Raw genomic sequence first — 18,782 nt, 5'->3', positions numbered from 1 at the left:
GGATATCGTGACAACCTGGGTGTCAGGTCGACGGGGCGCTGGAACGTCCGACAAGGCGGCGGTGCCAGGCGCAGCGCAGTGCGTGGGAGACGAGGTCTCTGAGAAAGTGCTCAGGCTTGGAGGTGCCTTTGCTCCCCAATAACTTGCGCAATCCTGAAATGGCAGAGCCGGCCACGTAGGCCGCCGTGGCTGAGACAGCATAGAACACGCCGTGGTTTTTCGTGAAATACCAGAGGCGGGAGTCGAACCAGAAAGGGGGCATGCGCTTCCACGTCTTCATGCCGGTAGAGACCGATCCGATGTGCATGACATGGCTTTGGGGCAGGTAGGCACAGGTCCAACCCGCTCGTCGGGCACGCAGGCACAGATCGGTTTCTTCAAAATAGAGGAAGAACCGCTCGTCGAACCCGCCCGTTTCTTCGAACGTGGTTTGGCGAATCATGATGCTGGCGCCGGCCATCCAGTCGACGGTCTGCGCTTCCAGGGGTTCTGGTAAGGGCACGATGTAGCGCCGCAGCAGCCGTGAAATCGGGCCGGTGGCCGCAGCGCCCTCAAATTCACTGAGAACGCTCGGAAACCGGAACGCGGTCTGGTGGTACACGCCATCGTCTCCATGCAGGCGACTACCGGCAAACCCCACCTCGGGATGGGCCAGCAGATACTCGGCCAGCACCCGGATGGCGCCGGACTCCGGAAAGGCGTCGGAGTTGAGGATGTAGACGAAGTCGGGCGCCGAGCCATCGGGCAGCCCGTGGCGGATCCCGAAGTTGTTGCCGGCACCGTAACCACCGTTGTGACCTGACTGCAGCACCCGAACGCGGCGCCAGCCGTTTTCCTGCACCGCCCGGGTCAGGGCCTCAAAAGACCCATCACCTGAATCGTTGTCGACCACCGTGATGGCGCCTGAGAGGCCTTCCATTTCACGCAAGGCCGCTTCAACCGCCCGCAACGTCAGCTCAGGCGTGCGGTAGTTGAGCACGATCGTCAGGACACTGGCATTGGCGGGTTGCTTCATTCGGCGGCCCCTGGCCTCTGAGCCTCTTCGATGCAGCCTTTCAGCAAGTTGGCCATCACCCGCACATTGGGCTCCAGCACCATGGAGTCGTGGTTGCCCGGCACTTCCAGCACCCGCAGCTTCGGCAGGTAGCGTGTCCAGTTGTTGTCTTCGTAGAGATACTCCCGTTCCGAACTGACCCGACGCCCACCAGCCACTGTCCATTGAGGGTTCAACGGTGGACGAAACAGCACGGCAGGTCCGTTCCAGGCTTGCAATCGATAGACGGGCAGTGCCCGCAGGAATGCCGCCTGGATGGCTTCGTTGTTCAGTTGGTTCGATCGGGATTCAAGCGGTTGCGCATGGCGGTTGCGCAGCTTGTCGAGCTCCCAGCGAACACGCTGGCGGGCCCAGTCCAGGATGAAACCCGCGCCGCCCTTGCGCAATTCGGCCAGTTTGATGAGGGCTTTGTCTGTGCGGTTGATTGGTGGCCGCATGGGCAGGGGCGTATCCAGCAACACCAGCAAACGGACCGTTTCGCCAGCGGACTCCAGTTGGCGGGCGATTTCATAGGCCGTGATGCCGCCGCCCGAGAATCCGCCAAGCAGGTAGGGGCCGTGTGGCTGGACCTGGCGCATTTCAGCAATGTAGTCGGTCGCCGCTTCCTCAAAGGTTTCGTGTGGCGCCTGATCGCCATAGAGACCACGAGCCTGGAGGCCGTAAAAAGGCCGGTCTGCTCCCAGCAGACGGGCCAGGTGTCGCAGGTTCAGCACGTTGCCAAACATACCGGCCACGAGGAAGAAGGGGGTGCGTTCACCGCCTTCGCCATCGTGCATGGGCACCAGGTGCACGAAGCGCCGCTTGGCCTGAGGCGCTACACCGGCTGTGGCGGAAGCTGTTGCATTGTCAGCGCCACTGTCGCCGATGCGCTCCCGAATCAGCGCTGCGCACAGCGCGATGGTGGGCGCCTCGAACAGCACCGAGATCGGGAATTCGACACGGTAGGCTTTTTTGATCATGGCAAACAGGCGCACCGCGATCAGCGAGTGCCCGCCGAGATCAAAAAAGCTGTCCTGAACGCCTACCTGATCGACGCCCAGCAGCTCCTCCCAGAAGCCCACCAACGTGCGCTCCACATCGTTGCCCGGCGCCGCATAGTCGCTGTCCAGGTCGGGTCGCTGGAACTTCTGCCCCGAGCCCGCGTCGGCGTCCATGGTCTCACCAGCTTTTCGAGCCAGCGCATCGAGGTTCATGGACGAGATGACGACCTGCGGCATCCCGGTGGCCAGAGCGCGCCCAAAAGCATCGGCACCTTCGTGCGGCAAGATGCCTTGCGACATGTTGTATTGCAGTTGCTCTTCCGCCGGGGAAAGCTTGGCGTGCGCGCCGCTCCCCCCGGCTTCTTCGAACACCAGATCGCGTGCATCGAGACGGCTGACCGAGGATGAAAATCCGCCTTCCTCCAGGCGTTTGATCGAGAAGCCCTGGACCTCCACGCAGACCTCACCGTGAGCGTCGCACAGGGTGACGTCGAACACCGCAAACGGTGCGTCGGAGCGGTTGTCCTGGGCATTGCGTACCCAGCTCCAAACCTTGCCTGGAAGTGGCCGGTGCACCTTCACCGACTGGTAAGACACAGGCACCCACAGATGGTCGCTGGTGTAACCAGCGATCAGTCGCATCGCCCAGCCAGTTGCCAGGTCGAGCAGCGCAGGGTGCAGCAAATAACCAGCCGAAAGGTCGCTCTCGAATGCCGCAGGGAGTTGAAGGCATGCGATGCCCTCGCCATCGCCGTAGGCCACCGATTGCAGCACCCGCCATCGTGCGCCGAAGTTCAGGTGTTCCTCCTGAGGCGAGCGCAGTCCGTCACGGTCCTCGGCACGGTGGTGCGGGCAGCGAGCCAGCAACGCGGCGGTGTCAATCTTTTCGGTGGCGGGCAACGCACCCGGGATCAACGTGGCCTGGGCGTTGAGCTGGAAGCCCTTGCGACCGTCAAACAGCACGTCGCTGCGCACCTCCAGGGCATAGCCTTCATCACTGCGTGCCAGCATCACGCGCACATCACGCGTCTGATCGTCTTTGACTTCCAGCGGTCGAAAGAAGTAAAGGTCCCTGATCGAAAAAGCCCCCGATTCGCCGTTGCCGCGCAGGGCTTGGGCCGCGAGTTCGAGGTACCCAGTGCCTGGCAGCAACGCCTGTCCAGCTTGGGTTCGGTGGCCGTCGAGAATCCATTGGTCCCTGGCTTGCCAGGCCGCTGTGAACAGCCGGTGCCCAGCAGCATCAAAGGTGGCATCGTCCAGCAGCGGGCTGTTGGCCGGATGGCGTGGCAGTGGCGCTGCTTCCCCCAGGCGGTTGGCCATGGCTTTCGCCGCCATGCCCACTTCGTTCCAGATGCCCCAGTCGATGGCCGCCACATGGGTGCGTTGCCCCGCGCGACTTCGTGCATAGGCATTGAGGTACTCATTGGCAGCCACGTAGTCGACCTGACCTGCCGGCGCGGTGACCGTGCTGGTCGACGAGAACAGGACCAGCCAGTCGATGCTGCCGTCAGGGAACAGCTCATGCAGGATTTGTACGCCGTGAACCTTGGGCGCAAACACCTCTTCTACGCCACCCGATGTCTTGGTCATCAGAGGACCGTCATCCACCACACCGGCGGCGTGGATCACCACTTCGATACGTCCGAAACGCTTTTGCGCCTGTTCGGCAGCGGTCTGCATGTCTTTGACGTTGCACACGTCCGCAGCGATCACCAGGACCTCGGCACCCAGGGTTTCTAGGCGGCGCACTGCCAGGATGCGCTGCACCACGGGATCGAGCGGATCGCCGCTGCGCAACTGTGTGTCCCAGGACTCGCGAGCGGGCAACGGCTGGCGCGCCAGCAGCACGAGGCGGGCCTGGTTTTCACGCGCGAGGCGCTCGGCCAGTGTCAGGCCGATGCCGCCCAGGCCGCCAGTGAGCAGGCAGACACAGCCCTGCGAGAGTCCGGTGAGACCTTCTGTTGGTTTGAGCGGGAGCGGGGCATAGCCCAGCTCGAATCGTTTGTCGGCCCGCAAGGCGACCACGCGGTTGTCCGGGGCTGCAAACAGGTCTTCAAGCACCCGGTCAGCCAGCGAAGTCAGTGCGTTTACATCCGGTTTGGCCCGCCAGCCTTTGTCCACGGCGGGCAGTACCACATCGAGCACCGAACAGGTCAAGCCGGGCAGTTCCCGAGGAGCCACGCGGGCAGGACCCATCAGCGTGGCCTTTTCGGGGTAGGGCAGGGCTTCATCGCGCACGCGAACGGCACCAGAGCTGAGCACGGTCAGGTGCTGGGGTTTGGGCAGGTTTTCGCCCGCCATGGCCTGCGCCAGGAACAACAGGCTGAAAAAGCCTTGCTCCAGATTGCGGTGGAAGAAGCTGCTGCCAGGGCGAAAGCGCTCTTCTCGCGTCACCAGCCAGGTGTGGACGATCTGTTGCGGCGTGTTGCCTGTGGCCACGAGATCGCGCAACAGCTCGTCATAGCCTTCGCGCCCACGCTCTGGCGCAAGCAGGTATTCGAATTCGCTCAGCCGGGCAAAGAGGTCGCCCGCACGCACCACGGTGACCCGGTGGGAAGCGCTGCGGAGGCGGGCGATGAGTGTGTCGGCAAGGCCGGTCTGGTCCGCAAACACCAGCCATGATTGTGGCTCCGTGCTGGTCAGGTCCTGGGTGACGTCGATTTCTATGTTGGCCTGGCGCGGGCGCCAGCGCGGCTGGTAGCCCCAGCCACTGATGTCGTCGGTGCGCACCAGCTGTGGCGCTGTGTCCGGTGTCGAGCGGGCCACCCCTGGCACGATGAAATAAGGCTTGCGCTGAAAGGCGTAGGTGGGCAAGGGCACCCGGTACCGCCGCGCTTCGCCCCACACAGGCAGCCAGTCCACGTTCACGCCGGTGGCCCACAGCCGGCCCAACGTACCCAGGAACCAGACATCGTCGGCGACGGCATGGTCTGCGTGGCGAAGCGAATTGATGACCTGGCCGGAAGCAACACCATTGGCTTGGGTTAGTGACCCCAGGGTCTTGCCGGGGCCGACCTCCAGATACACCCGGCCGCTTTCTTGCATCAGCGTGGCCAGGCAGTCGGCAAACTGCACTGTGTTGCGCAGGTGGGCGACCCAATACAAGGGGTCGGTGGCCTGCGCAGCGCTCAACGGTTTTCCATCGTGGTTGGAGATGATGAGCCGTTGGGGCGGGTTCAGCGTAATGCTGCGCAGGTAGGCCTCGAAGCGGCCCAGAATGGGTTCGAGCATGCGCGAATGTGCGGCAATGTCGATCTGTATGCGCTGTGACTCCACCTCACGAGCGGTCAAGTGGGTCGCGAGTGCCTCAAGGGCGTGCTGTGGACCCGACACCACGCAAAGGTCGGGTGCATTGACGCTCGCCATGTCCAGGTCGCTGCCCAGCAAGCCACGGACTTCATCGGCGGGGAGCGGGACGCTGAGCATGCCGCCAAGGGGCACGGTGTCGAACAACTGGCCGCGCAGCAGAACCAGTCCGATGCAATCCTCGAACGACATCACGCCAGCGAGACAGGCCGCCGTGTTTTCGCCCATGCTGTGGCCAACCAGAGCTGCGGGCTTCACGCCCCAGGACATCCAGAGCTGCGCCAGCGCGTACTCCACGATCATGATCAGTGGCAGCTGCACCGAGGGTTGCTTGAGTTTTTCCACGGCCTCTGCGTGCTGGTCGGGTTCTGGCAACCAGAGGGCGCGGATGTCGTAGTTCAGCTGGGGTTGCAGCACGCCCAGGCCACGGTCCATCCAGTCCTGGAAAACGGGCTCTGTCGCGTAGAGCTCGCGTGCCATGCCGGCGTACTGGGCGCCGCCGCCCGGGAACATGAACACCACCTCGGGGTCATCGCCCATGAAGCTGTGGCTGAACACGCGGCGGGTGTCGGTGCCCTCCAGCAGCGTGGCGGCTTCTTCGTGGGTTTCGGCCACCAGCACGCGCCGGTGCTCGAAGGCGCGGCGGCCTTCCTTGAGCGTAAAGGCCACGTCCGCCAAGGCTTGTTCGGGGTGTGTACGCAGGTGGGCGGCCAGCGCCTTGGCGTTGGCATCCACTGCGGCGCGCGACCTTCCTGACACCACCAGCAACTGGAATGGCCAGTCAGATGGCTCGGACGGCGCAGCTTCGGGAGCCTCTTCAAGCACGGCATGGGCGTTGGTCCCACCCACACCGAGAGAGTTCACACCGGCACGCCGCGGGCCCTTGTACGACACCCACGGGCTGAGGGTGTGGTTGACCAGAAACGGGCTGGACTCGAAGTCGATCGAAGGGTTGGGCTGTTCATAGCCCAGGCTCGGTGGAATTTCCTGGTGTTTGAGTGCCAGCGCGACCTTGATCAGGCTGGCCACGCCCGCTGCGGTGTCCGTGTGGCCGATGTTGGTCTTGACCGACCCGATGCGGCAGAAGGCATTGTCGGGGGTGGTTTCCCTGAACGCCTGGGTGAGAGCTGCGACCTCGATGGGGTCCCCCAGGTAGGTGCCCGTGCCGTGGCATTCCACGTAGTCGATGGTCTCCGCACCCACGCCGGCCACAGCCTGTGCCTCGGCGATGGCCTTGGCCTGGCCGTCAACGCTGGGGGCCAGGTAGCCAGCCTTGGCCGCGCCATCGTTGTTGACAGCGGTACCCTTGATCACTGCCCAGATATGGTCACCATCCTTGAGTGCATCTTCCAGTCGCCGCAGCGCCACCGCACCCGCGCCTGAACCAAACACGGTGCCTTGGGCACGGTGGTCGAAGGCATGGCAGTGGCCGTCGGGGGAAAGGATTTCACCCTCCTGAAAGACATAGCCGCGTGCGTGGGGCAGTTCGATCGTCACGCCGCCAGCCAGGGCCATGTCGCACTCGCCCAGCAACAAGGACTGGCAGGCGAGGTGCACCGCCACCAGTGAGGTCGAGCAAGCCGTCTGGACATTGACGCTCGGACCCTTGAGATCAAAGATGTGGCTCACCCGCGTGGACAGGAAGTCCTTGTCGTTGCCGGTGTGGCGCAGAAGGAACATGCCCGTGCTGGCCACCAGCTCCGGGTTGGAGCAGATATTGAAGTAGAAATAGCTGCCCATGCCGCAGCCGGCATACACCGCGATCGGCCCACCGAAGGTCTCTGGCGGGTGTCCGGCGCTTTCCAGCGCCTCCCAAGCCACCTCCAGAAACTGGCGGTGCTGCGGGTCCATGATGGCCGCTTCTTTGGGGCTGAAGCCGAAGAAGTCGGCGTCAAACTGCTCGAACCCTTCAAGTGGCGCTGCCACTGGCACATAGTTGCGGTGCCGCATGCGCTCCGGGTTTTCTCCGCTTGCCAGCAACTCTGCCTCTGTCAGTCGCCGGATTGATTCGATTCCCTGACGCAGGTTGGACCAATAGGCCGTCGGATTGGCGGACCCCGGCAAATGCGCGGACATGCCTACGATGGCGATGTCGTTAGAAGCGGCTGAAGGCGTTGTCACTCAGATATTCCAGGTAGGGTCACCCAATGGTGTTACCACAGGGAAAAATCATTATGACCCAACAATTTGTTACCTGGTGTGAGCGAGATCACACTTTGGGGGGATCAGCCGGCTTGGAAGGGGGGTGGTCACCCCATTGGCTGTCCCTGGGTTGGCCGACGTTGACATTGGTGTCGCCCAGCACACCATACTCACTGCGGTCGTGCAGCACCTCATCGACCACTTCAACGTCAATCACACGGGCTTCGGCGGCAAACCCGTATACGAGGGCCATATCGCAAAGGATGTTGATGCTGCGAGGAATGCCATGGGTCGCCTTGGCGATCTTGGCTGTTGCAAAGGGTGAGAACAGCTGACGTTCCCGACCCGCCACCTTCAACCGATGCTCGATGTAGTCCCCGACTTCCACCGAATTCAAGGGAGAAATGTAGAAGTCGGCCGCTACCCGCTGGGCAAACTGCTGCAGCTCCGGACGCCTGAGCAAATCGCGCAGCTGGGGTTGTCCGACGAGCACAATCTGAAGCAGTTGATCTTTGTCGGCGTTGATGTTGGAGAGCATGCGAAGCGACTCCATCGCTGCCGAACTGAGGTTTTGAGCCTCGTCGACAATGAGTACGACCCGGTGGTTCTTCCCATACTCGCTGATCAGGAAGCGTTGGAAGGCATCGTACCGGGCGATGGGCGAGAGTCCATCGTAGGGTTGATCAAAGGCCAGCATGATCCATTCCGTCAGATCGGTCAGATTGGGGTGGGTGTTGGTGACCACCCCCACCTTGACTTCATCTTGCAGCTCATTGAGCAGGCGACGGATCAACGTGGTTTTGCCGCAGCCGATGTCGCCGCAAATAACCGTGAAGCCGGCCCGGTTGACGATCGCGTACTCCAGCATGGTGTAGGCCAGCGAATGGCGCTTGCCCATGTAGAGGAAGGCGGGGTCAGGCTGAATGGAGAATGGTTTCTCCTTCAGGCCGTAAAAGGATTCGTACATGCCTAGATAACCTGTTATTGGCCGAGTCTGTAAAGGTAATCTAAATACATCTCGAGTTCCTGAGCCAGTGAGAAGTCGGTTCTGTGCTTTTGGGCCAAACGGTAATCGGTCTGTGAAATCTGTCGAAGAGACCCAAGTGCACGGTATTAATCGTAACAGTTTACATAATCGGCCTACATGTTCCTGACCTTGTGATTGGCAGAGCAGAGCGCTGTCGAGCCAGTGCTTCTCCTGGGTCAGGCATTTTCGGTCGTCAGAAACAGGCCTGGCGCGAGTGACTGCAAAAATGGGTGAACCTCCCAGAGGCGTCTGAAGCAACCCTTCTCGCCTGCGGAAGCGCGTCCGAGCGCATCGGGACAGATGCCAGGCCGTTGAATATGGGCGTGTGACCGGTTGCAGAAAACGACGCCATGGCCATAGGCATCTCCCCGGGTTTTTTCGATTTGCATCGTAGCCTCCGGGTGACGCAAGTCACAGGCCCATCCGATCGCGCTCAGGAACCAGAAGGCGCGTTCCGCTTCGTGGTCACAGTGACGGCCATGGTGAGAAATCTCGATGGGGCCGTGCCGCCATTGGTTTGATGAACACTTTTCCGAGACCGTGGTTGATGCACCCATTGGCAGAAGCCAGTCTGTGCCAGCTCCAGGCCCCGGGACCTTAAGGTGAGGGCGAACTCGCACAGAAGCGCTCTCATGAAGAGGCACTTCACCGGACCTTTTTCGCGAGGTTCCGTTCGCCACGCTTTTCCCGCAGATCGCTCACCGCCTCTAGGCAGTGCACCCTTGGGCGCTGTCGAAGAAATTCGTTCTCTGCTTCGAGCAAGCCTTTGGAAGCCTGCTCACACGGTTCGAGCAACGCTGCATTCACCTACTTGTAAATCCTGCGGGTTGAGGCGCTTGTGGTCTGTGCTGGCAGCAACCTGGGTCAAAGAACAATTGGATTTCGCGCCTTGTTTGACGGCCATTTTCCTGGAATGCCAGGCTGACGCGGTATCGAAGGGAAGAGGGAAGAGGGAAGAGGGAAGCGCAGCTTCAAAACCAAATCCTTTCTCTTCAATCAAAGCGGGTCAATTCCAGCGGTCACGACTTTAAGGCCATTGGGATCGATGCCGGACCAGCTTTTATGATGTGACTCCAAGTCTTTTCGAGACCTTCTCGGAAGGGCGTTTTGGGCGCCCATCCATACAGCTGGAAAGCCTTGCTGTTGTCGAGAATATTCATTCGAACATCGCCGGGGCGATCGGGGACAAATTGCTTTTCAATTGTCCGGCCTGAGATCTCTTCCACGGCTTTTACGATTTCCATCACGCTGTGACCGACCGATGCAGAAATATTCGCGACGGCGGACCCTGGATGGTTTGCTGCCAGCAGCATTGCATCAATCACATCCTGAATGTAAATGTAGTCCCGGACCGCCTTTCCTTCTCCGTTGATCCTCAAGGCTCGCCCATAATAAGCACACCCCATCGCTACCGCAACAATGCCCTGCACGCCCAGTATTTTTTGGTTCGGGCCAAAGGGATTTGAAATTCGCAATACATTAATGTCCAGATGTGTGGATCGCGCATAGAAGGTGAGATAATTCTCTATCGTCAGCTTGCTTTGCCCATAGGCTGAAGTGGGGACCAAGGGATGGTCCTCTGGAATTGGAACTGTGTCAGGATTTCCATAAATCGTACCACCTGAAGATGCGTATATGATCTTTTTCACACCGTTGGCACTGCAAGCTTCAATCAACCGTATTGTCGGAAGCAGATTTGAAAGCAGATCATAGGCGCTACTCTCCATTGTCATGCTCGGAAAGGTCGTTGAAATCAAGTGATACACGGTATCAATGTTTTGAGTGGCGCTGCGCAATGCAACATCATCCATAAAATCCCGACAAACCAATTCAATCCTGTCTCGAATGTTTTCGATGTTCGAAATCGAAGAACTGGGGCGTGTGAAAACGCGCACAGTTTCACCCTGGGCAACGAGCCTCTGCGCGAGATTGCTGCCAAGAAACCCCGCGCCGCCCAAAATTAAGCTGTTTCCCATACCGAATTTGATGGTTGGTTGCTATGGTTGACGGGCTGCCTTCTGCCCAATGGTTTCATGAAGTATTTCCAGAATACGATCGGCTTTTGATTCCCAGTCGAAATTCTCTTCCTTGACCCGCTCGATACCGGCCGCGCCCATTTTTTGGCGCAGCTCTGGTGATTTTTCCAATCTCAGCATGGCATCAGCCAGCCCGTTAATAAACCCATCGACGGTGGTGGGGTCGACCAGAATCCCACAAGTTTTCTCTACGTATTGAGCCGGGCCCGCCCAATTGGTTGCAACGATGGGCAGCCCCATTGCCATGATTTCCAAAATGGCATTGCCTCCGCATTCACGCAGGGAAGGAATGACGAATACGTGACATTTCTGAATAATCTTGATGCTTTCTTCCCTGCTCAAGCGACCGTGAAAATTGATCCTGTCGCCAGCCCCCGTTTCAGTTGCCTGGGTTTTAATGGAGTCCATTAGCTCTCCATCACCAATCATTTCAAGTACAGCATTTGACTGTTCGGAAACTTGTTTAAATGCCTGCACAAGAAACTGGGCCCCCTTCCAGTCAACAAATCGACCCCAAAAGATGAATCGAACCGGGTCTCTGGGGTCTGCTGACTGGTGTTCGATTGGTTTGCATATGGACAGATCAACACCACTTTCAACCACTTTATAGACTTGGCCTCGGTAGCCGTGGGGCAGTGCCTTTGCCGTGCGGTCGTTTGCCACAATCAAACTCTCTGCCTGCAATTTTCCTGGTGCCCATTGATGCGCCAGTCCCGATGCTGCGCGTCCAAGCTTGATGGAAAGACGCGTCACCGGTGAGTCCATATAGCGGAAGGCCGGTGGAAACTCAAGCCCCCCGCAAAGTGGTCCTATGACGACGGGCACCCCCAGGTCGTACATAAAACTCAGTCCTTTGGGGGAAATAGGCGCCGGTTCGAAAACAATCTGAATGTTTTCCGATTTTACCAATTCCTTAACGACTTTCCGCGTGGTTCGTTGTGTAATGGCATGAATCCATTGTCCAAATATGAGGTCTTGTATCCGATAGGGAAACCGGTGACTGAGTTTCCAGATAAGCACTTGAAGTCGCGTATCTTCAATGAAATGAAATCTGTGGAAATCAATGTCGTTCGGAAAAAGTTCCCGCAATTCGTTGCGGACTCGAGAGTGGCAGACAATCCAGATTTCAGCACCGCGAGCACGAAGCAGCTTCAAATAGAACAGAGGCAAATTGGATTCGCCGCTCATGCGCATCGATGCATTCTCAGAAGCAATGATGACCCGTATTGGCTTGGCGTTTGGCTTTCCAAATTGACTTGCCATAAAAATGGATCCCCTTTCTGGTGATTTTTCGGCCAAATTTCAGATTTGTTGAGCGGAGGCTTGTTTGCGTACCAGGAAAATACTGGCTTGATGGCGAGAATCGCGCTATTTCAAAAGCAGTTCATGTGGCGTTTTGAGTTGCGTGAGTTCAATTATTTTGGGGTATGAGAAAAATTTCTCTTGTTGCCTATCAATCGCGGCGATATACCGGTGCGATTTTAATTGATTGGCGGTCAAAATGCATTATTTTGTCGCAATTCGATTGATGGCGGATTTATCAGGATTTGGACGCGGGAAGAGATTGCAGTATATCCTTGAGAAGCAATTTGACGCCAGCGGGGTAGTGAATGAGGTAACGTTTCCACAATCGACCAGGCTCCTTCAACAGTCGGAACAGCCATTCCATCCCAAGCTTCTGCATCCACTTCGGCGCCCGGCTTCCTTTCGGACCCAGGATTTCAAACGTACCACCAATGCCAGTGATCATCAGTTCCGGCATCAATGCCCTTATTTTCAATGCCAGCCGGTCCTGTTTGGGAACGCCCAGAGCCAGAAACAGCATGCGCACCTGATGATCACGCAGCGTATCGGCGAACTGTTGCACCTGTTTGTCACTCAGATCGACCTTGCCGTTGAACAGATAACGGCATGCTTGCTGCGCGGAATCACCGTAGCGCGCCACGGTGATGGCTGGATCCACCCCACCAATGATGGCGTAGATCGGCACCTCTGGAAGGCGAAGAAAGGCATCCACCAGGTCGACGCCGGTGGTCCGCTCGGGAATGGTCTGGTCAGCGCCCTTGAACCGGGAGGCCCACACCAGAGGCATGCCGTCGGCGGTGATGATGTCGGCCTGCGCGACCAGATCCCGATAGCCGGGATCTTTGGTAAAGCGCGAGAGCATTTCCGTGTTGAGTGTGAGCAGCCATGCGCCTTCTCCCCGCGTCATGCGTTTCAGAATGTCGTCCAGCGTCTGCTTCATGGTGGAGCGGGAGATGGGTAGCCCACACAGGATGCAATGGTCACTCATGGCTTGTGGTCCGTTCTGGCCAGTTTCTGGCTAGCGCTGATACACGAGGCCGATGGTTGGGCTTTTTCGTGCGTGAGGTTGCGGTCACGGTTTCCGTGCGTGGCTCGGGTTCAAACATTTTCTCAGTCTCGTCGCGTTCGTATCCAGTTGGCCTGGCGCCGGGTCAGGACGCCCAGGTAGAGCGGAAGTTTGCGCAAGATGTACCAAGGCGCAGACATCAGTTCGCCCAGACTGATCCAGCGACGGCCAGCTCTCCACCAGCCTGCGAGTACCGTCAGACCTAGCAAGACAAATGCCAGCAGCGAGAGCGTTGCCACCACTGGCCAGATCATTCCCAGCCATGCCAGCAGCGTGGCACCCGCGGCTTGCGCGCCAAGCAGCAAAACCAGCAATGCCAGTGGCGGGACACACATATCCAGTGTCATCGCCAGCAGGCCAACGTTGCCACGGGTCACGGATTGCCACAGCAGAGTTGGTGCTTGCCCTGCAACCATGCTCAGGTGGCCGTGCTCCCACCGTTTGCGCTGTGACTGGGTACCCTGATCATTGGTAGGAAAACAGCTGCTCACCAGCGCAGACGGCAGGAAATAGGGGGGCTTACCCGTCCGGGCGCAGTCCAGGCCGAGCTTGAGGTCTTCAACGATGTGACCGGTGGCGAGGTTGACCTGCTGCAGCAACGGCCAGGGGAATGCCATGCCACTGCCCATCAGTTGGCAGGGCAGGCCCAGGCGGCGGTAGCCCTCGGCGCGCAGACGGGTACGGAAGTCCCAGGCGAATGCGGCCATGCGTTGCATCAGGCCAGCCCCGGGCGGAGCGAGCATGTCATACATGGCCTGTACGGGTCTTTGCAGGCGGTGTGCAGCCATGGCAATGGCCGTCAGGCTGCCGGCTGAAGCGACACAGTCGGCGTCCATCACGATCACCACTTCCGGCGGGGCCGGGCGCAAGTGGTTCACGCCGTGAGCCAGTGCATAGCCTTTGCCACGAAGATCAGTGTCAAACCGCTCGATAACGCTGGCCCCGGCTGACCTGGCACGGTCTGCGGTGTCGTCTGTGCAATTGTCTGCCACGACCAGCAGTTGACCGCCGGCAGGCAGCACCTGCAATGCCTGGCTCACCATTGATTCGATGATCTCGGCCTCATCGTGTGCGGGCATCAACACCACGGTCGAGGGTAACGGGGTATCTCCATCTCCCGGGACCGATTCGGGTCTCTTGAGCAGAAAGCTGGCCAAAGTCTGGAGGGCAAGCAGCGCAACGAGTGCCATCAGGACCGCGCCTGTGGTCAAAAGCACCCAGCTGATGGTGGTTGTGATCATGATGGCGCCGGCAAAAGATGCTTGAGCTTGGCGGCTTCCGTGTCGATCGAGTGTCTCTCGATGACTCTGGCGCGCGCCGTGAGGCCCATCTGCTCCAGTTGGGCGGCTGGCGTCGCCAGCGCGCTGCTAAGGGTCTCGACCAGGGCCTCAACGTCGCCAGCGGGAACGAGCCAGCCATCGACGCCGTGGCGCACCAACTCCGGAATGCCCGCAATGCTGGTGGTAAGCACAGGTCTGCCCAGTGCCATTGCTTCCATGATCACCACGGGAAGACCTTCGGCAAAGCTGGCCAGAACCATGGTCCGCGCCGCCAGCAATTCCTGCTTCACGCGTTCGCTGCTGATCCATCCGGTGATGCTGACCTGGGCCTGCAGGTTGTGTTGAGCGATGAACGCCTCGAGCTCACGCCTCATTTCACCGTCGCCGGCAAGCACCAGGTGAAAGTCTTCTCCCCGGTCCCTGAGCCTGCGTACAGCATCGAGCAGCAACAATTGGCCTTTCTGTTCGCAAAGCCGGCCAACGCAAACCAGGCGAGGGGTCGATGGGAATGGTTGGGACGGAGGCGGATCGAAAAAGGAGGTCTCCAGCCCACAGTGCACCACCTGAATTTTGTGCCAGTGACTGTGGCCGACCCAGCGGTACAGCTGACTTCGGCCGTAGGAACTGATTGCGACCACATGCGAGGCCGCTTCGATCTTCTCGCGAAGGTGCAACCCCAGGGGGCGGTCGAACTCGTCAGGACCATGTACTGTGAACGAATAGGCCGGGCCTCCAATCAGGCGGGCCAGCAGCGCGACCTCGGCCGGGTTGGTTCCGAAGTGAACGTGCAGATGATCCACCCCCTGCTGGCGGCACCAGTGAACCAGTTCACAGGCTTCGGCCAGGTACACGAGGTGGTATGGCGCGGGTCGATCGGACAAGCGGGACAGACGCAGGGCCATACGAACACCCTGCAAAAATGAAACCGGTGCACTCAGCAATTGGCGAATCGTGGCCGGAAGCAGCGCGCCAAGCCCTCCGCGCAGGAGGTAGTGGGTTTTCTCGCGTTCAGACAAATCGTCCGGGTCAACGAGCCCGTCGCTCCAGCCCCTCAGTGCAAGTCGGGCGACCTCCACGCCCTGGCGCTCCAGTGCCAGAATTTCGCGCCGTATGAAGCTGTGACTGACCTTGGGGTACTGGTTGGTGAAGTAGGCGACGCGCATCAATGTGCTCCTCGCCGCCGCCATGCACTGGCGGTGATGACCAGCAGCGCCCCCATTTCCACGATCCAGTTGACTTGAAAGCCGGAAAACCGGTGCCCAAGAACGGCGTCGACATGATGGAATGAGGCCGCACGGATGATGACGAACACCACGAGTCCAGTGCCACCCAGCAGCCCCCAGAATGTTGGACTGGGAGCCCCCCAGATCAGATTCAACGTGGCCGCAAACAGCGTCAGCCCCAACATGGCGATGCCAGCAATAAAGGCCATCTGGAACTGGCTCCGATGCTTGTACCAGCCTTGCTTGTCAGCCATGATTCGGCCGATTTCAGTGAGCGCACTCTGCAGGTCGAGTTGCTTGTTGATTCCCAGCATGACAAGCCCCAGGAGCAGCATTCTCCAGAACCATTTTTCGTAGCGGGCAGAGTGTCTGGGCGGCTCGGTCCATTCGCGCAGCAAGCGCCAGACGGTCCATGCGGCGGCGCCGTAGAGCAGCACGGTCAACCAGCCGGCGAGGCTGGGATCCCCAATGCCTGGGGACCAGTTTCCGATGAGTCCTTGGTTCAATTGAAAGTGGCTCCGGTTGTTCGAGCTATTTGTACTCGATGATAGGACCAGCGATACCCCGCAAGCGCAAGATATGGAATTTCAAAACACCCCAGGCCTCTGCAAATTTCCCGATAAGCATGAAGGTGCTGGAGCGTGCTGAGCCGCTGCGCCAAAACAGGCGCAACCATTGCAGCGGGTAAACCAGGATGAGAGCCAGTGCCCAGGGCCCAAGGCCAAACGTGGCGATGGCGATCAACAGTGGCAGGAGCATCCCCCAGAAGCAGGCACGACGCGTTTCCCGGACCCAATGCCGCTCGGGAGGGGCCCCGTGAAGCCAAGCCCCCTCCGCAAAAGCATGGCCTGCCCGCACCGTGCGTTTCCACCACTGGCTGAAACGGGTGATGGCAGCGTCGTGCAGGGTCATTTCGCGGTCGAGCCGGTGAATGCGCCACCCCTTTTGACGAAGGCGCACGCAAAGCTCGGGCTCTTCGCCAGCAATCAACGTCTCTCGGTAACCGCCAACAGCCTGGAGGGCCTGTGTACGCATCATGGCGTCACCGCCGCATGACAGCGTGTCGCCGACCGGCGTGTTCCACTCCTCGTCGCACATTTGGTTGTAGACCGAATGCTCCGGAAACCGCTCACGGCGCCTGCCGCACACCACCGCGTGCGAGGCTTGCATTGCCAGAAAGTCCCGTGCAGCCTCCAGCCAGTCCGGGACGATCTCACAGTCCCCGTCGACAAACTGCACGAAGTCGACTTCGGGGTGCCGCTCCAGCAACCGGCGCAGGCCCTCATTCCGGGCCCGGGCAGCGGTGAAGGGTCGCGACATATCAAGGTCAAGGACGTCGGCGCCCATCTCGATGGCCATTTGTTTAGAACCGTCATCAGAGCCCGAGTCGACATAGACGGTTGCAAGCACAACGGGCGGCACAGAACCCAGGCAGCGTCTCAGACGTTCGCCCTCGTTGCGCCCGATCGCCACCACGCCCAGCTTGTATTCACGCATGCGAAGCCGCTTCCCTATCGAGCGGCAGGCAGCGCGCTGGCGCACCCACAGCCACAGATCCTGCTGGAACGTTCGCCAACACGACGGCATTGGCTCCAATTCTGGCGTGGTCCCCGATGGTGATGCCCCCGAGCAGCTTGGCGCCGGCGCCAATGTCAACATGGCCTCCGATCACGGGCGTGCCGCCTGAGGCGAGCGATCCGAGCGTGACCTGTTGAAAAATCAGGCAGTTTGGTCCCACCCGGGCATCGGGGTGAATCACCACGCCGTTGGGGTGCGGCAGCAACAAGCCGCCCCCAAGCTGGCAATTCAGGGGGATGTCCGCACCCGTGACTGCGCTCCAGAAGCGGTGCTGCAAAACAGCCCAGGCGATGCGCAGGCCGCTCAGTGCTGGCGGTTCTTGCTGGTACCGTTGGTAGCGCCGAATGCAGGACAGCAGATGTTTGCCCGGGTTCCATTCGCCCGGTTGCAGTTGTTCACGGCTCCAGTCGGGTACTTGGTTGTCGGTCATGGGTGGGGCATGAGGGGGCAGGTGAACCATGGGCGCCGGCGCAGAATGAGGGCGCCGCGTGCGGGTGCAACCCATCTTGCGAAAGACCAGCAAGGTCGCTTTACAGCGCTTTTAGGGGAGTCAGAAACGGGCATCCGGCAGTGCGTTGGTGTCCGAGGGGGTACCTCTATTTCGAACTTGAAACAATCCGCGGTCGCGTCGTAACCCGTTGAATTCGCTTCACCAGGTTCAGGTGCAAATGCATTCGGCAGGTGTTTCATTCTGTCACCGACAGACGCTTACATTTTGCACAATTGCTGGTGATGGATTTCATTGGGCGACTTTTGGCTTCTTTGCATCCGCGCTGAGGGCCTAGTTGTTGAGACCCTGCGGTGGATGCGAACGGGTCTGGTTTCCTGCGAATGATCCGCCATATCCAACCACTTTAAAGCTGCTTCCAACATGTTGAACCTTCCGACCACTGGCGCATGCACGCTGGAGCAGATTGGCCGGCGGGCCTTGAGAGAGGTTTGGTGTTGACGTGTCTTCCCGAATTCCAGCCTTTTCATCGGCGGCGGTACGGTTGCTTTCCGGCGAGCCAGGGGGCGCAAGGAGAAGCAACGAAGCGATCGAGATTTTCAAAGGAGGGAATCGCAGATGTGCTGTGTTGGACCAAATCCGGAGGGCCGGTCGTGGGCATCTGTTGGGAGATCGGCGATTCGGGGACCTCAGCCTCACCCCATTCGGGCGTTTGAGGACGAAAAATGCCAGGCTCAAGCGCATCGAGGCCGGGCTGACGCTGGACAGGCAGATCCTGGATCCGGCAGGATGTGGCTCGAAAAAGGCTTTGAAGGCTGTCAAGCGGCGCGAACGGGGGGGCGCTCGATGAGGGGAGCAAGGATGACCAAGCCCATCACTGTGACGACGTCACCGCGTCAACGCCCACCGCGCGGCGTGAAGCTCGCCCGCATGCGATCGAAAAAACCCACAGACCACGGGTTCATCGGGTCATTTCACACGCGGTGCCGAAACGAGTTCTTTACGATGCGGATTGCGCCGCAGAGGTCGAAGGTTAGGGTCGCGCGACTGCACCCATGACCGCGCGCATGGTTCGCTCGGCCGCCTGCCTCAGGGCGCTCGCGTTGGGAGAAAGCCGCATCAACTCGCTCGAAACAGCACAAGGCCAGTTTGAAAGGGGCTGAAAATGGGGGGGCAACAATTCACCGCGTAACGGATGAGCAGTGCCCCACAATGCAGTCTATTGCGCAGAAGGAAGGCCTCACGCAGGCCGAACGTGGAGGGGGGTGGAGGCGTGTTTAGCGTAAGATAAACTTCGTAAGATTTTGAAACTTGGCGATGTCCTGGAAGGAAAAGCA

12 protein-coding genes are annotated in these 18,782 nt (G+C 59.7%); all 12 read right to left on the bottom strand.

Going from position 1 to position 18,782, the window contains the following annotated elements; all coding sequences use genetic code 11:
• Positions 1-22 precede the first annotated feature (22 nt).
• The 12 genes from LPB072_RS12220 to LPB072_RS12165 all read right to left on the bottom strand — a co-directional run bounded on the left by LPB072_RS12220 (position 23) and on the right by LPB072_RS12165 (position 17,427).
• A complete protein-coding gene (locus LPB072_RS12220; RefSeq protein WP_066090078.1) occupies positions 23-1,015 on the bottom strand; it encodes a glycosyltransferase family 2 protein in 993 nt (330 codons plus the stop codon).
• Positions 1,012-7,461 carry a type I polyketide synthase gene (locus tag LPB072_RS12215; protein ID WP_066090075.1) on the bottom strand — a complete coding sequence of 2,150 codons (6,450 nt, stop codon included), beginning with the start codon at positions 7,459-7,461 and terminating at the stop codon, positions 1,012-1,014. Before LPB072_RS12215 ends, LPB072_RS12220 begins: the two co-directional genes overlap by 4 nt.
• A gap of 88 nt (positions 7,462-7,549) precedes the next feature.
• Positions 7,550-8,449 carry an ExeA family protein gene (locus LPB072_RS12210; protein WP_082876907.1) on the bottom strand — a complete coding sequence of 300 codons (900 nt, stop codon included), beginning with the start codon at positions 8,447-8,449 and terminating at the stop codon, positions 7,550-7,552.
• Positions 8,450-9,287: 838 nt separating this feature from the next.
• Positions 9,288-9,509 (bottom strand): hypothetical protein, encoded by a 222-nt coding sequence (locus tag LPB072_RS23470; RefSeq protein WP_157559311.1) that lies wholly within the window; start codon positions 9,507-9,509, stop codon positions 9,288-9,290.
• A gap of 19 nt (positions 9,510-9,528) precedes the next feature.
• On the bottom strand, positions 9,529-10,485 hold the full coding sequence (locus tag LPB072_RS12200) for an NAD-dependent epimerase/dehydratase family protein (RefSeq protein ID WP_066090070.1): 957 nt from the start codon (positions 10,483-10,485) through the stop codon (positions 9,529-9,531).
• A gap of 21 nt (positions 10,486-10,506) precedes the next feature.
• Positions 10,507-11,844 (bottom strand): glycosyltransferase family 4 protein, encoded by a 1,338-nt coding sequence (locus tag LPB072_RS12195; protein ID WP_157559310.1) that lies wholly within the window; start codon positions 11,842-11,844, stop codon positions 10,507-10,509.
• Positions 11,845-12,085: 241 nt separating this feature from the next.
• Positions 12,086-12,790, bottom strand: coding sequence for a WecB/TagA/CpsF family glycosyltransferase (locus LPB072_RS12190; protein ID WP_066090067.1), 705 nt, complete (start codon positions 12,788-12,790; stop codon positions 12,086-12,088).
• 170 nt (positions 12,791-12,960) lie between these two features.
• Positions 12,961-14,157 carry a glycosyltransferase family 2 protein gene (locus LPB072_RS12185; protein ID WP_096349065.1) on the bottom strand — a complete coding sequence of 399 codons (1,197 nt, stop codon included), beginning with the start codon at positions 14,155-14,157 and terminating at the stop codon, positions 12,961-12,963.
• Positions 14,154-15,359, bottom strand: coding sequence for a glycosyltransferase family 4 protein (locus tag LPB072_RS12180; RefSeq protein ID WP_066090064.1), 1,206 nt, complete (start codon positions 15,357-15,359; stop codon positions 14,154-14,156). The genes LPB072_RS12185 and LPB072_RS12180 overlap by 4 nt, the downstream gene beginning before the upstream one ends.
• Entirely contained in the window at positions 15,359-15,925 is a 567-nt protein-coding gene (locus tag LPB072_RS12175) for a hypothetical protein (RefSeq protein WP_066090062.1), read from the bottom strand. Before LPB072_RS12175 ends, LPB072_RS12180 begins: the two co-directional genes overlap by 1 nt.
• Positions 15,926-15,950: 25 nt before the next feature.
• Entirely contained in the window at positions 15,951-16,916 is a 966-nt protein-coding gene (locus tag LPB072_RS12170) for a glycosyltransferase (RefSeq protein ID WP_066090059.1), read from the bottom strand.
• Complete coding sequence (locus LPB072_RS12165) at positions 16,909-17,427, bottom strand: serine acetyltransferase (RefSeq protein ID WP_082876904.1); 519 nt, start codon at positions 17,425-17,427, stop codon at positions 16,909-16,911. Before LPB072_RS12165 ends, LPB072_RS12170 begins: the two co-directional genes overlap by 8 nt.
• Positions 17,428-18,782 lie beyond the last annotated feature (1,355 nt).

The organism is Hydrogenophaga crassostreae, assembly GCF_001761385.1.
Lineage (GTDB): Bacteria > Pseudomonadota > Gammaproteobacteria > Burkholderiales > Burkholderiaceae_C > Hydrogenophaga > Hydrogenophaga crassostreae.
The sequence above is the reverse complement of the archived record's forward strand: the minus strand, read 5'-3'. Positions and strand labels throughout refer to the sequence as shown.

Bases quoted from the DNA above. Each gene is read 5' to 3' on its own strand.
- LPB072_RS12220 (WP_066090078.1), bottom strand. From the start codon at position 1,015: ATGAAGCAACCCGCCAATGCCAGTGTCCTGACGATCGTGCTCAACTAC.
- LPB072_RS12210 (WP_082876907.1), bottom strand. From the start codon at position 8,449: ATGTACGAATCCTTTTACGGCCTGAAGGAGAAACCATTCTCCATTCAG.
- LPB072_RS12200 (WP_066090070.1), bottom strand. From the start codon at position 10,485: ATGGGAAACAGCTTAATTTTGGGCGGCGCGGGGTTTCTTGGCAGCAAT.
- LPB072_RS12190 (WP_066090067.1), bottom strand. From the start codon at position 12,790: ATGAAGCAGACGCTGGACGACATTCTGAAACGCATGACGCGGGGAGAA.
- LPB072_RS12185 (WP_096349065.1), bottom strand. From the start codon at position 14,157: ATGATCACAACCACCATCAGCTGGGTGCTTTTGACCACAGGCGCGGTC.
- LPB072_RS12180 (WP_066090064.1), bottom strand. From the start codon at position 15,359: ATGCGCGTCGCCTACTTCACCAACCAGTACCCCAAGGTCAGTCACAGC.
- LPB072_RS12170 (WP_066090059.1), bottom strand. From the start codon at position 16,916: ATGCGTGAATACAAGCTGGGCGTGGTGGCGATCGGGCGCAACGAGGGC.
- LPB072_RS12165 (WP_082876904.1), bottom strand. From the start codon at position 17,427: ATGACCGACAACCAAGTACCCGACTGGAGCCGTGAACAACTGCAACCG.